Raw genomic sequence first — 13,738 nt, 5'->3', positions numbered from 1 at the left:
GTTTTATAGATATTAGTTTTTTATATAATAGATTTTACATTCTCCCTTGTTCATCGGTTTTCTTAATTGGCTTGGCTGCTTTCACAGATTGATTTCCAAAGTTATACTTTAAAGAAATAGTAAAGTTTTGTGTATCTCCATAGTCAAGATAAAAATTATCCTGATTAGCATATTTTGTACTAACCTTCTTTTTTGATGTTCTAAAAATATCATTGAACATAAGGCTCGTTTCCAATTTTTTATTAAATAATTTTTTATTCATTATCAAATAAGTAGACGAAGAACCGGAGATTCTAAAAGTCCCCTGAATATGAGGCGAATTATATCTGTTTCCTATCTCTAGCTTCCACTCTGTAGCCTTATTCAATATAAAACTGGTAGAAATATCTGACTCCAGATTTACTATCTTATTTTTATGTAAAACAGCATCAACACCAATAAAATAATTTTCATTATGCTCCAGATTTTCAGAAATATTCAAAATCCACCATTTTTTAATTTGAAAATTTTTGTATAAACTAAACCCGAAAGCCTGTTCTTTTTCAATATTTGTCAAATGATAAATTAGATTATTATTGGTGGGATTCTGATATGAAATTTCCATTGATGGATTAATTTCCTTTCGGTAATAAAAATCAAGATTCCAATTTTTCCAGGTATAATTAAAATTTAAATTATGAATAATTGTTGCTTTCAGATTTGGATCTCCTTGAAAATAAGAGAATAAATTATAATATGACTTTGCCGGATTTAACCACGAATAAGATGGCCTGCTGATTCGTTTTCCATAAGACAATCCAAAATGATGATTGCTTTCTGTAGTATATTGAGTATATAGAGTTGGAAATAATTTCCAATATTTGTTTGTATTCACTTCATAAGGGTCTGAAACAACTCCCTGTATATCTGTATTTTCAGCACGTAATCCTCCTTTGAAATTCCATTTACCAATATTATAAGAAAGCGAGGTATAGAGTGCAAAATTATGTTCCTTATAATCAAAAATATTACTTTTATCATTTCGATAATTTAATTTTCCATTTTCATTGTCTGAAAAAACAAGTTGATTGCCGGTCTTTACAAAGCTGTATTTTAATCCAGATTCCAAATTCCATTTTTCTCCCTTCCATTGATAATCAAGCTGGGAAGAATACAATTCAATATTGCTTTTATTATTGGTGATAAAATTATTTTCTTTAGGAGATTGATTTGCAAAATTGAGAAGCGTAATAACATCTTGATAACTACAAGTATTATTTCCTGTAAAATAATTTGTCCAGGTTATCTGACTCTTTTTATTAAACTTTCTATTTATTTCAGCACTCAGAGCATTATTAGAAGAACTTGAATGATGATCATTAATTGTTCTATAATTAGACTCAACAATATTCTGGCTATTGTAGATCAATGTAGGAACATCATATCTCCCGAAAGATTTCGGTCTGAAGAGCCCTGAATAATTCAGGCTTAAATTTGTCAAGCTGTCAATCTCATATTCAACATTAAGGTTCACACTACTCTGGGACCTATTTTTATCTTTCCTATTCATTGTGCTTACCCATCTTGTCTGATCTTCTACATAATTAACCTGATCAATTCCTTCCCTAAAATAAGTCCCTCCATTCAGATAATAGCTGCCCATTAAAGAAAGTTTATCTTTTTTATAGTATTGAGAAATACCTACTTTTCCCTTTCCATATTGGGACTGTATATATTGGGAAAAAATACTACTGCGATAGCCTTTAATTTTATTTTCCTTCATCACAATATTAAGTACTGCACTGCCGGAAGCTTCATATTTTGCAGGTGGATTAGTTATCACTTCTACAGATCTTATATCTTGTCCCTGGGTATTTTCCAAAAGATTTTTGAGTTCATCTCCAGTAAGTATTACTTTTTTATCATTAATAGTAACTAAAATATTTTGACTGCCCTTAATTGCCAACTTTTCATTATTAACTGTAACTCCGGGGGTTTTTTGCAATATTTCCCAGGCACTGAGTGATGTAATATTGCTATTTTCAACGTTGAATTCCAAACGGTCTATTTTTCTTGTGACTAAAGGTTTTTTCTTGGTTAATACCACTTCCTGAATATCATGATCTTCCCTTTTCAGCACAACTTGAAGTATTTGACTTTGGCTTTTTATATCCAGTTTTTGCTCGTACGGCGCATACTCCAGCTCTTTAATTACTAGTTTTACAGAAGGATCTGCAATTCCATCTAAAATAAAATGCCCATCTTCATTGGTCCTGATAGTTTTCAGTAATAAATTTTGAAAATTATAAATATCTATGGGTACCAAAGAAAGTTTCTGGTTTTGTTCGTTTACAATGATCCCTTCTATTTTTTGTGTTTGGGAAAACATTACGGCAGGAAAACAAAGGAAAATTAGTAATTTCTTCATTATTTGTGTTATATATTAAAATATTTTAAGCCTTATTATTCTAGTTGGCTTCATTTTACAAATCTCCAAATTACCACGAAGAACTTCGGTTAACGGAAGGTTAAAGGACGGTTAATGTCAGTTTGGGAAAATTTAAAAATTTATCTTTGTACCCAATGATGTCAAAAAGTAAATTTCTTATTACAATTTTTTCTGGACTTTTTCTGCTTCTCCTTGGGATCCAGACCTATTTTATATACAAAACTTATCTGGTAAGGGAAAGGGAAATTTATAAGGAAGTATCTTTAAAACTAGAAGACTATACAATTCAATTAGCAAAAAAAAGAGGTGATGATAATGCTCAGAGAAAATTATTCATTGGTCTTAATAGCAACAGGATAAGCAAGCAGCAATTTCTGGATACCTTTGAAAAAAACAGAAAAAGCACAACCAATCAGATCAGCAACTATGTAGATCATGCATTTAAAAAGGAAAACTATAAAATAGCTTTAAGAGTTCGGTATATATCTATTATATTTGCTCCAACTGGTAATAAACTTATTGAAGAACCTATTATTATTTTCCAAACCAGAAATAAAGTTTCCAAACCAAGGCTCTCAAATTTCGGAACTTGGGAAACATCAAACAATAGTGAAACCTTTGTTATCCAAAGAGAAACTGATCTACAAATTCTGAATATTAAAAGTATTGTATTCAGGGAGCTTGCACTCTTAATACTCTGTTGTATAGCTTTATTAGCAGGTGTTTTGGTGTTGTACATTTTTACTACTAAAAATCTTATCCGACAACAGAAGCTTGTTGAAGTCCTGCATACTGCGGTTGATAATATTTCTCATGAATTTAAAACTCCAATTGCTACTCTAAAGGTAGCATCAAAAGCCCTAAAAAAGGAATGGAATCCGGAAACTCTCCCACTTATAGACCGGCAAATCTCCCGGCTTGAAAGTCTGATGTTTCAGCTTCATAAAGACGAAATCCCCAACGAACTCCTCCCTGTAAGACCTGAAGACTGGGATTTTTTCGTCCAGGATCTTACTTTTACCTACACGCAGACTAATTTTAAACTTGAAAATAAAGTGATGCACCAGCTTCCTTTTGATAAAAATCTCATGGAAACGGTCTTGAAAAATTTGTGTGAAAACAGTGTAAAATATGGTTCGTCTGCTGTACAAGTAAAGATTTTATCCTCACAACAAAATCTTGAAATTATAGTCAAAGATAATGGACAGGGTATTGAAAGAAAGGAACTCAAAAATATTTTCGAAAAATTTTATAGAATACAATCCAATAATATCCATAATACAAAAGGATTAGGGCTCGGTTTATATTTTGTTCAGAAGATTACAAAAAAATATAAGGGTACAATAGAAGTTACCAGCCAGCCTAAAGAAGGAACAACTTTTAAAATAAATATGCCCTATGAAAACTAAAATTCTTCTGGCAGAGGATGATCCGGACTTTGGAATGATCCTGAAACAATATCTGGAACTGGAAGATTTTGAAGTCACCTGGTTTCAGAATCCTGAGGATATTGTGGACCTCATCACTTCTGATTTTCCTTTTCAGATAGGTATTTTAGATGTAATGATGCCTAATATTGACGGTTTCTCACTGGCTAAAATGATTTTAAAGGAAAGAACGAAGTTTCCATTATTATTTTTAACAGCAAAAAATCAGAAAATTGACAGATTAACGGGTTTAAAAATCGGTGCGGATGATTATATTCCAAAGCCATGCGATCCGGAGGAACTGGTTTTAAGAATTAGAAATATATTGAAAAGAACCTTACCCATCAGTACGGAAACCCGGATAAAAATCGGACAATATCACCTGGACACGCAGAAACTTCAGCTTTCCCATCCCAAAGGAAATGTACGGTTGACGGTTCGTGAACAGGAACTTCTTCTATATCTTCTGAGGCATAATCATTCTACAATAACAAGGGATAATATTCTGGATAATCTATGGGAAACCAATGACTATTTCACAGGAAGAAGCCTTGATGTATTTATCAGCAGGCTCCGAAAGTATTTCATCAATGATACAGAAGTAAAAATCCAATCCCTCAGAGGAATTGGATTTGAAGTTGATTTTCCAACCAGTTAATTTTATAAAGAAAGATTTACAATAACCGGGAAATGATCTGATGGATAGAGAAGATTTTCTCTTCGGTCATTGATGTGTCTGTGAGATTTTATACTGAATCCTTTTGTGAAAATATAATCAATTCGTTCTTTGGGCACTTCATTTACATTAAAACCGGTAAAAGTTCCTACCGGACCATAGTGTTTGCTCTCAGAATGGTAAAAACTGTCTTTCATATTCTGAGAAAGGATTTTAATGGGTTCTGTATCGTCTGTAAGGTTAAAATCTCCGCTCAAAGTTACCGGAAGATTCTTAGGGTTGAGCTCTTTGGTCTTTTTCAGGATCAGCTCAGAAGATTTTACTCTTGCTACATTTCCTATATGATCAAAATGAAGATTCATAGCCAGAAATTCTTTTTTTGATTTTTTATCTTTAAATAAGGCATAGGTACAAATCCTGTTCAATGCTGCATCCCATCCTTTTGAAGGCTTTTCCGGTGTTTCAGACAGCCAGAATGTTCCTGATTTTACGATATCAAGTCTTCTCGTATCATAAAAAATCGCTGAAAATTCACCCTTTTCTTTCCCGTTATCTCTTCCTACCCCAACGTAGTCGTAGTTCTTTAATCCGTTTTTGATATCTTTCATCTGTTCCGGAAGCGCTTCCTGTACACCGAAATAATCAGGATGATAATAGGTTATTAAATCTGCAACGTCCTGCTTTCTCTGAGGCCATGCATTTTCTTTATCCGACTCTACATTCAGTCTGATATTAAAGCTCATTACGGTAAAATCCTGTGAAAATCCCAATGCAAAATACATCAGGAACACCATTGAAAATCTGAAATTCATATGCTATTTTATCAATAAGAGACAAAAATAAGGCTTCTCTGTCATAGAGAAGCCTTATTTATATGATTATATTGTTAAATTACGATTATTCTTTACTGAATTTGGTAGCTCTTCCCGCTTCTGTAAGAGTCATTTCTTTTTTGTCTTTACTGAAAACAATATCAAGATCGGACTGATCAGAAATAAATTTATTATCTCCCACATATTCAAGAGGAAATTCATATTTTTCCGAAACCTGCGCAGAGAGTTTCCCGCTGTGTTCAACGAAAGTTATCTTAAATTTAGTTTTGTCGTTCTTATAACTTCCTGTAAAATCTTTCACGTTAATTTTTTCAACCGGTTTTATATTGGAAGATAACCAAACATTATTTGCGGCATTAACATCCGGAACTACAGCATCGGGATCCAGTCTCACTTCACTGATTTCTTTATCAGAATCTACTCTGAAAGTCCATTCTGTATTTCTTTTCCAGACTTCCACAGGGATTTTTACAATTTTTGCTGTCCCATCTTTAAATTTCATCTGTACTGTAGTAGGCATTGGCATCTGTTCAATATTTTCAACAGTAATCTGAGCTCCGTTTTTAAAGTCTCCATCTACATATTTTACATTCTTAATCCCCTGATCAATTTTCCATTTATTAAAAAACCAACCCCTCCAAAACCAATTCAGCTCCTCACCGGAAACATTTTCCATAGTATGGAAGAAATCCCAGGGAGTAGGATGTTTGAAGGCCCATCGATCGATATAGGTTTTAAATGCTTTGTCAAATTTTTCAGGTCCCAGAACCGCTTCTCTTAAAACAGACAATCCTGTTGCCGGCTTATAATAAGCCAGAGATCCAATATTTCGTTCTCTCATATTATCAGGTCCTACCATAACGGGCTCCAGATAATCTCCCATAAGATAACTTCCTGACCGGGCAAGATTTGGTTTTCTGTAATATTCACCTTTATTAAAAGCTTCTGTTGAGAGTCCGTTGATAAATGTATTAAAGCCTTCATCCATCCATGCAAACATTCTTTCATTAGAGCCTACGATCATAGGAAACCAGTTGTGTCCAAATTCATGATCTGTGACTCCCCAAAGATCTTCTCCTTTGGAATTCATATGGCAGAAAACAATACCCGGATATTCCATTCCGCCCTCGTTCCCAGCAACATTGGTGGCAGCCGGATAAGTATATTCATACCATTTTTTCGAATAATGTTCTATGGCAGCCTTGGTATATTCTGTAGATCTGCCCCAGGCTTTATCACCAGCGCTCTCTACAGGGTATGCAGAAATGGCTAAAGATTTCTTACCGCTGGGCAGATCAATTTTTGCGGCATCCAGAATAAATGCGGCAGATGATGCCCAGGCAAAATCTCTTGCTTGTGTAATTTTAAATTTCCAGGTTTTTGTACCGGAAGGTTTATTTTTTCCAATTTCAGATTCGGAACGGATTGTTACCGTTTTATCACTGTTTCTAGCCTGATTCCATCTGTTGATTTCTTCTTTACTATAAACCGCTTTTTCATTAAGCAGTTCTCCTGATGCTACTACATAATGGCTGGCAGGCACTGTAATATCAGCCGTGATATTTCCATATTCTAAATAAAATTCAGAAGCCCCAAGATAAGGCATCGTATTCCATCCCAATACATCGTCATACACACACATCCTCGGATACCATTGTGCCATAGTAAAAACCTTACCGTTTTTGGTTTCCTGAATACCCATTCTGTCTGATCCGTAATCCGGAGAAACAAAGGAATAATCAATCACAATTTTTGCGACTCCTCCTTTTGCTTTTAATTCTTTAGCCAGATCAATCTGCATTCTTGTATCTGTAATGGTATATTTGACGTCTTTGCCATCAATTCTTACTGATTTAATAGTATACCCTCCATTAAACTCTTCGCCGTGAGCCCCGTTTCGGCTTCCTGAAAGCGGAACTACTCCATTTCCGCGGGAGTCTTTCGAAAACAAGTTCTGATCCAGCTGCAGCCAGAGAAAACTTAATTTATCCGGACTGTTGTTTGTATAGGTAATTTCAGAGGTTCCTGTAATTTCTTTTTTATCTTCATTCAGGCTTACATTCAGATGATAATCTGCTGAATTCTGCCAGTAAGCATGCCCAGGCTGCCCGCTTGCAGAACGGGTTTCAGTTCCGGTTTGAGGGTAGAAAAACGGTTTGAACGCTTCTACATAATCATATTTTGGTGTTTCCTGTGCATAAGCAGATCCTGAAAACAGTAAAACGGCCACTGCGGAAACCAGGGTTGGAAGTTTAACATTCATTTGAAAAAATTATTACTTGGTATATAGGTATAAAAAACTCCCGGAATTGTTACATCGCCGGGAGTCTTTTATATAAGTTTAATTAATTTGACTTTTTGGCTTTAATCATCGCCTCCAACGCATCCCACATTTCACCTGGGATTGCTTCAAGCATATTGAATTCTCCCGCTCCCTGGAGCCATTCTCCCCCATCAATGGTTACCACTTCACCGTTCATGTAAGCAGAATAATCTGAAACCAGATAAGCAGCAAGGTTAGCAAGCTCCTGGTGTTCTCCTACTCTTCTCAATGGAACTTTCTTTTTCATATCAAACTTCTCCTGAAGATCTCCCGGAAGAAGTCTGTCCCATGCTCCTTTCGTAGGAAAAGGTCCCGGAGCAATGGCATTGAAACGAATTCCATATTTAGCCCATTCTACAGCCAGCGATCTTGTCATTGCCAGTACCCCGGCTTTTGCACAGGCTGATGGAACTACATAAGCAGAACCTGTCCAGGCATATGTAGTAACAATATTCAGAACGGTTCCCGGAGTTTTAGAATCTATCCAGTGTTTACCAATAGAAAGAGTACAGTTTTTTGTCCCTTTTAAAACAATATCAAGAATGGAATCAAAAGCAGAGTGGGTTAATTTTTCTGTTGGAGAAATAAAATTTCCGGCAGCGTTATTAAGAAGGATATCAATTTTACCAAATTCCTTTAATGCAGCTTCTTTCATTGCTTCTACCTCATCCCAGTTTCTTACATCACAAGCTACACAAAGCACCTTACCTCCCGTTTCTTCTTCCAGTTCTTTCGCAGTGGTCTGTAATTTCTCCAGATTTCTGGAAGTGATTACCACATGGGCTCCCAGTTCAAGAAAATATTTGGTCATTGCTTTTCCAAGCCCGCTTCCGCCACCTGTTACAATTGCTACTTTATCTTTTAGTGCCCCTTCGCGAAGCATTGGCTGTGTATATAAGTTCATAATTCAGTAATTTTAAATAAATATATAATATAATCTCTACAGGCGACAAAAGATTCCCGCAGAAAATCAAATACCTTTTAATACGGTGTATGTAAATTTAATATAATTATTTGTCTTGGCATTTTTTTAAATTATGCACGAGATAGCAATACAAAAAAAGCCGTTTCACGGATAATGAAACGACTTCTGTTATTATTGAAATATGAGTTATGAAACAACCACTCCTTTAAACGAAAGTGTTTTAGGAGATTTGCTCTCGCTTGTTGTAACGTTTACAGTTTTCATAAATGCACCTGCAGCTGCCGCATTATAACTAGCTTCCACAAATCCTTTTTTACCAGGCTGAATAGGCGTCTTTGTATAATCTGCTGTTGTACATCCACATGAAGGTGCTACATTTTGTATGATGATTGGTTTTGAACCTGTATTGGTAAATTCAAATCTGATCAACTTTGGTTTACCCTGAGGAATATTTCCTACATCGATCGATTCTGATTTCCATTTAATAGCATCAGCAACCATTTTCACAATTGAAGTACCTTCAACAGGAAATACATTTGCATAAAACGGAGAGAAAGCTAAAACTGCTAACACTGCTGTGATTTTTAATTTTTTCATGAGTATAGATTTTTATTAATTTGAAGTAATAAAAGAACTTATTTTCTTTATGGTGAAACAAATGTAAAGCAGATCGACCATATAATTTGTTAACTGCTTTCAAACATTTGTTAACAAGTTGTTAATGATAAATGATTAATAGATATTTTTGGATAATATTGTTTGGGAAAATGAAAATAAAAAAACTCAATATCATTATAACGCTGGGATTCATTGCTATTATTGGAATTTTAATAGCTCAGCTGATGTGGACCCGGCAGGCTTATAATCTTGAAGATAAAAAATTTAATCAGAAAGTAAATATTGCATTATTAGAAGTTGCTGAAAAATTATCCGGAGGAAAAAATTCTTTCACGGAAAACCCTGTACAAAATATAGCTAATGACTATTATGTGGTTAATATTAACAATGAATTTCATCCCGTAGTTCTTGAGTATTATCTGAAAACAGAATTCACCCGTTTCCAGATCAATACAGATTACGTATATGCTCTTTACAACTGCCACAGTGATAAAATGATCTATGGGAAGTATATTTCCAGTCATCAGGAAAGCCCGAGTAACAAAGTGATCAATTTTCCAAAGCATAAAAACCTGATTTATTATTTTTCTATACGTTTCCCCGATAAAACAACGTATCTGATCAGCTCATTAAGGTTTTGGTATTTACTCACTTTTGCTCTTATTATTATTCTCCTTGTATATGTCTATTCTATTTATACAATCATTCAGCAGAAAAAGTTTTCAGAACTGCAGCGTGATTTCATCAATAATATGACCCATGAGTTCAAAACACCTTTATCATCAATACTTTTAGCTTCAGAAGCCCTCAACAAGCAAAATCTGATACAGGAGAACTCCAAGTTGCAAACCTATACATCTATTATTATCAATCAAAGCTATAAGCTGAATAGTCATATTGAAAAAATATTGAATATCGCCAAAAATGATGCTTCGGGATTGTCCTTAAAGCCTCAAAAAATCATCCTCTTCCCATTTATTCAGGAAATTGCTGACGCCATACAGCAAAAAAATGAAGACCTCAGCATTTATATAGAAATAGAAAACAATACTTCAATAATGGCGGATGAATTTCACTTCACCAATATTGTATATAATATTTTGGATAATTCCATTAAGTATTGCGAAACAAAACCTAGTATTGTAATTTCGTCCTTTAAAGACTCAAAAGGTTTATATCTGAAATTTAAAGACAACGGAATAGGCATTCCACCTAAAAATATTCCTCAGATTTTTGAGAAATTTTATAGGGTAAGTACTAAAAAAAGCGAAGAGGTGAATGGCTTTGGATTAGGATTATTTTATGTAAAAAAAGTTGTACAGCAGCATAACTGGAAAATTTCAGTGGAAAACAATACAGACAAAGGAATTACTACAACCCTCTTTTTTCCATTTTAAATTTAATAATAGCGAAGTATGGAGAAATCTAAAATTTTATATGCGGAAGATGACAAGACGATTGCATTCCTGATACAAGACAGCCTTGAGAGCTATTATGACATCCACTGCTACCCGGACGGAAAATCTGCACTGGAGGCCTATCACAGTCAAAACTTTGACATCTGTCTGCTGGACATTATGATGCCTGAGCTGAACGGATTTGAAGTGGCAGAGCAGATCCGCCATAAAAATTCTGATATACCCATCATCTTTATTTCCGCAAAAGCATTAAAAGAAGACCGCATCAAAGGGCTTAAGATAGGAGCCGATGATTATCTGGTAAAACCATTCAGCATAGAAGAACTGATTCTGAAAATTGAAGTTTTTCTCAAAAGATCAAAGAAAACCAATACCTATTCCTCAAGTTATAAAGTTGGCAAATATGACTTTGATCCCAAAAACTATACATTACAAGATGCTATAGCGACTATTACCCTTACCCAAAGGGAATCCGACCTGCTGTTATATTTTATCCGAAATAAAAATACGGTTCTGAAAAGGCAGGATATCCTGAAAGCCATTTGGGGTGATGATGATTATTTTATGGGGCGGAGTCTGGATGTATTTATTTCCAGGTTACGAAAGGTATTGGCAGATGAACAAAATATTCTGATCGAGAACCTGCACGGAATAGGTTTCCGTTTTTCCGAAAAGAATAAATGATATACAAATTTCGTCCACAACAGCACAGTAAATGATGATTTTAATTAATTTTAATCTTTGAAAACCTATCATTAATGAAAAATCACGGAACAACTGTTTTTCTGTTTCTTTTATTTTTCAGCTTACATTTTAAAGCTCAAAAATTTGAAAAATTAATACAATATGTCAATCCTCTCATCGGGACTGAAAAAATGGGGCATACTTACCCTGGCGCTACTTCTCCTTTCGGGGCCGTACAGTTAAGCCCTGAAACAGATACTATTTCCTATGAACTCAATGGGAAGTATAACGGGGAGGTTTACAAATATTGTGCGGGTTACCGTTATGAAGATAAGACGATTGTAGGTTTCAGTTCTACCCACTTCAGTGGTACGGGACATTCCGATTTAGGGGATTTTCTCATTATGCCTACTGTAGGAAAACTACAGCTTAATCCGGGGACTGCTTTGCATCCGGAAAATGGCTACAGAAGCAGCTTCTCTCATCAGAATGAAACGGAAGAAGCGGGTTATTATAAAGTAAAACTGGATGATCATCATATTTTGGCAGAGCTCACCGCAACATCAAGAGTGGGGGTCCACCGTTATACCTTTCCAAAGTCTGATCAGGCACATATTATTCTGGATCTGATGGCCGGAATCTATAATTATAACGGAAAAAATGTATGGACCTACGCCCGTGTTGAAAACGGAAATACAGTTACAGGATACCGCCAGACCAATGGCTGGGCACGAACAAGGACTGTTTATTTTGCTATGAAATTCTCAAAACCTTTTAAAAATTATGGTCAACAAAACTATGATGGAAAGCAGGTTTATAATGGATTCTGGAGAAAATTTGACCAGACTAAAAACTTCCCTGAAATTGCAGGAAAGAATTTGAAAATGTATTTTGATTTTGACACTCGTGAAAATGAAGCTATTGAAATCAGACTTGCCATTTCACCCGTAAGCCAGGCCAATGCTATGGAAAATCTTGAAAAAGAAACCGGAAATTTATCCTTCGATCAGGTAAAAGCTCAAACTCAGGATAACTGGAATAAAGAATTAAACAAGATTCTCATTAAAGGTTCTGATACGGAAAAGACTAATTTTTATACAGCAATGTATCATACTTTTATTAATCCAACAACGTATATGGACTTTAATGGAGAATATAAAGGGTTAGATCAAAACGTTCATAAAGCAACAGGATTTATCAATTACACAACATTTTCTCTCTGGGATACCTATCGGGCTTTACATCCGTTTTTTAATATTATTCAGCCAAAACGGAATAATGATATGGTAAGATCAATGATGGCTCATTACGATCAGTTCTCTATGAAGATGCTGCCAATCTGGTCGCATTATGCCAATGACAACTGGTGTATGAGCGGTTATCACAGTGTAAGCGTGGTGGCAGATGCTATTATCAAAGGAAATTATAATGGAGATCCGAAAGAAGCTCTGAAAGCCTGTGTAGAAACAGCCGGCAAAAGAGATTATGAAGGGATTGGACCATACATCGACCTGGGTTATATTCCCGCTGAAAAAAATGGAACTTCGGTTTCAAATACACTTGAATATGCCTATGACGACTGGGCGATTGCCCAACTGGCTAAACATCTGGGGGAAACAGAAGTTTATAATCAATTTATCAAACGTTCTGAAAACTGGAAAAATAATTTTGACCCCACAAGCAGCTTTATGCGTCCCCGATTGGCTGATGGAAGTTTCAAAAAAGATTTTGATGTACTAAGCACCCACGGGCAAGGCTTTATTGAAGGAAACTCCTGGAACTACAGTTTCTTCGTTCCACAAAATCCTGATGAGCTTATCAAAATGATGGGAGGCAAAAAGAAATTCGCTTCAAAACTGGATGAATTATTTTCCATGCATCTTCCTGACGAGTTTTTTGCAGATACCGAAGACATTACGAGAGAGGGAATCATTGGAGGATATGTCCACGGAAATGAACCGGCACATCATGTTGCCTATCTTTATAACTGGGCAGGGCAGCCATGGAAAACCCAGGCTCAGATCCGCCGTATTTTAGAAATGCAGTATAAAGCTACCCCTGATGGATTAGGAGGAAATGATGACACCGGACAGATGAGTGCCTGGTATATCTTAAGCTCATTAGGCTTTTATCCTGTAGCTCCCGGATCGGAAGATTATTCTATCGGAAGTCCTGCTGTTGACCATGCTGTATTGAATCTGGAAAATGGAAAAGTTTTTGAAATTGAGGCGGTCAATCAAAGTCCAAAGAATGTATATGTTCAGAAAGTTCTTTTAAATGGAAAAGAAATCAGGAACTTCACCCTAAAGCATTCTGAGATTATAAATGGTGGAAAATTAAGTTTTTATATGAGTTCTAAACCTAAAAAATAAACATTACGATTCCCAAAAGCATACTTTCAAACAT

10 protein-coding genes are annotated in these 13,738 nt (G+C 35.3%); 5 read left to right on the top strand and 5 right to left on the bottom strand.

The window, feature by feature from the left end:
- Positions 1-34: 34 nt before the first annotated feature.
- Positions 35-2,407 (bottom strand): outer membrane beta-barrel family protein, encoded by a 2,373-nt coding sequence (locus LF887_RS02480; RefSeq protein ID WP_236857239.1) that lies wholly within the window; start codon positions 2,405-2,407, stop codon positions 35-37.
- A gap of 155 nt (positions 2,408-2,562) precedes the next feature.
- On the opposite strand from LF887_RS02480, the gene LF887_RS02475 reads away from it, so the two are divergent.
- Positions 2,563-3,837 (top strand): sensor histidine kinase, encoded by a 1,275-nt coding sequence (locus LF887_RS02475; protein ID WP_236857237.1) that lies wholly within the window; start codon positions 2,563-2,565, stop codon positions 3,835-3,837.
- Positions 3,827-4,513, top strand: coding sequence for a response regulator transcription factor (locus tag LF887_RS02470; RefSeq protein WP_236857236.1), 687 nt, complete (start codon positions 3,827-3,829; stop codon positions 4,511-4,513). The genes LF887_RS02475 and LF887_RS02470 overlap by 11 nt, the downstream gene beginning before the upstream one ends.
- 2 nt (positions 4,514-4,515) lie before the next feature.
- Here the strand turns inward: LF887_RS02470 and LF887_RS02465 are convergent, their stop codons facing one another.
- From LF887_RS02465 to LF887_RS02450, 4 genes are all read right to left on the bottom strand, one after another.
- Positions 4,516-5,343: an endonuclease/exonuclease/phosphatase family protein gene (locus LF887_RS02465; protein WP_236857234.1), complete on the bottom strand. Its 828-nt coding sequence runs from the start codon at positions 5,341-5,343 to the stop codon at positions 4,516-4,518.
- A gap of 85 nt (positions 5,344-5,428) precedes the next feature.
- On the bottom strand, positions 5,429-7,627 hold the full coding sequence (locus tag LF887_RS02460; RefSeq protein WP_236857232.1) for a M1 family metallopeptidase: 2,199 nt from the start codon (positions 7,625-7,627) through the stop codon (positions 5,429-5,431).
- A gap of 82 nt (positions 7,628-7,709) precedes the next feature.
- Complete coding sequence (locus LF887_RS02455) at positions 7,710-8,591, bottom strand: SDR family oxidoreductase (RefSeq protein ID WP_236857231.1); 882 nt, start codon at positions 8,589-8,591, stop codon at positions 7,710-7,712.
- A 207-nt stretch (positions 8,592-8,798) separates the two neighbouring features.
- A complete protein-coding gene (locus LF887_RS02450) occupies positions 8,799-9,209 on the bottom strand; it encodes a DUF1573 domain-containing protein (protein ID WP_236857230.1) in 411 nt (136 codons plus the stop codon).
- 170 nt (positions 9,210-9,379) lie between these two features.
- Between LF887_RS02450 and LF887_RS02445 the strand changes: the two genes are divergently transcribed.
- The 3 genes from LF887_RS02445 (at position 9,380) to LF887_RS02435 (ending at position 13,704) form a co-directional block, all read left to right on the top strand.
- Positions 9,380-10,627 (top strand): sensor histidine kinase, encoded by a 1,248-nt coding sequence (locus LF887_RS02445; RefSeq protein WP_236857229.1) that lies wholly within the window; start codon positions 9,380-9,382, stop codon positions 10,625-10,627.
- Between the two features lie 18 nt (positions 10,628-10,645).
- Positions 10,646-11,332 (top strand): response regulator transcription factor, encoded by a 687-nt coding sequence (locus tag LF887_RS02440; RefSeq protein WP_236857228.1) that lies wholly within the window; start codon positions 10,646-10,648, stop codon positions 11,330-11,332.
- Positions 11,333-11,406: 74 nt separating this feature from the next.
- Entirely contained in the window at positions 11,407-13,704 is a 2,298-nt protein-coding gene (locus LF887_RS02435; protein ID WP_236857227.1) for a GH92 family glycosyl hydrolase, read from the top strand.
- Positions 13,705-13,738: the final 34 nt, after the last annotated feature.

Source organism: Chryseobacterium sp. MEBOG06 (assembly GCF_021869765.1).
Lineage (GTDB): Bacteria > Bacteroidota > Bacteroidia > Flavobacteriales > Weeksellaceae > Chryseobacterium.
Note: the sequence above shows the minus strand (reverse complement) of the source record. Positions and strands in the feature narration are given on the sequence as shown.

Coding starts and splice junctions, on each gene's coding strand:
- LF887_RS02480 (WP_236857239.1), bottom strand. CDS start 2,407: ATGAAGAAATTACTAATTTTCCTTTGTTTTCCTGCCGTAATGTTTTCC.
- LF887_RS02475 (WP_236857237.1), top strand. CDS start 2,563: ATGATGTCAAAAAGTAAATTTCTTATTACAATTTTTTCTGGACTTTTT.
- LF887_RS02470 (WP_236857236.1), top strand. CDS start 3,827: ATGAAAACTAAAATTCTTCTGGCAGAGGATGATCCGGACTTTGGAATG.
- LF887_RS02465 (WP_236857234.1), bottom strand. CDS start 5,343: ATGAATTTCAGATTTTCAATGGTGTTCCTGATGTATTTTGCATTGGGA.
- LF887_RS02460 (WP_236857232.1), bottom strand. CDS start 7,627: ATGAATGTTAAACTTCCAACCCTGGTTTCCGCAGTGGCCGTTTTACTG.
- LF887_RS02455 (WP_236857231.1), bottom strand. CDS start 8,591: ATGAACTTATATACACAGCCAATGCTTCGCGAAGGGGCACTAAAAGAT.
- LF887_RS02450 (WP_236857230.1), bottom strand. CDS start 9,209: ATGAAAAAATTAAAAATCACAGCAGTGTTAGCAGTTTTAGCTTTCTCT.
- LF887_RS02445 (WP_236857229.1), top strand. CDS start 9,380: ATGAAAATAAAAAAACTCAATATCATTATAACGCTGGGATTCATTGCT.
- LF887_RS02440 (WP_236857228.1), top strand. CDS start 10,646: ATGGAGAAATCTAAAATTTTATATGCGGAAGATGACAAGACGATTGCA.
- LF887_RS02435 (WP_236857227.1), top strand. CDS start 11,407: ATGAAAAATCACGGAACAACTGTTTTTCTGTTTCTTTTATTTTTCAGC.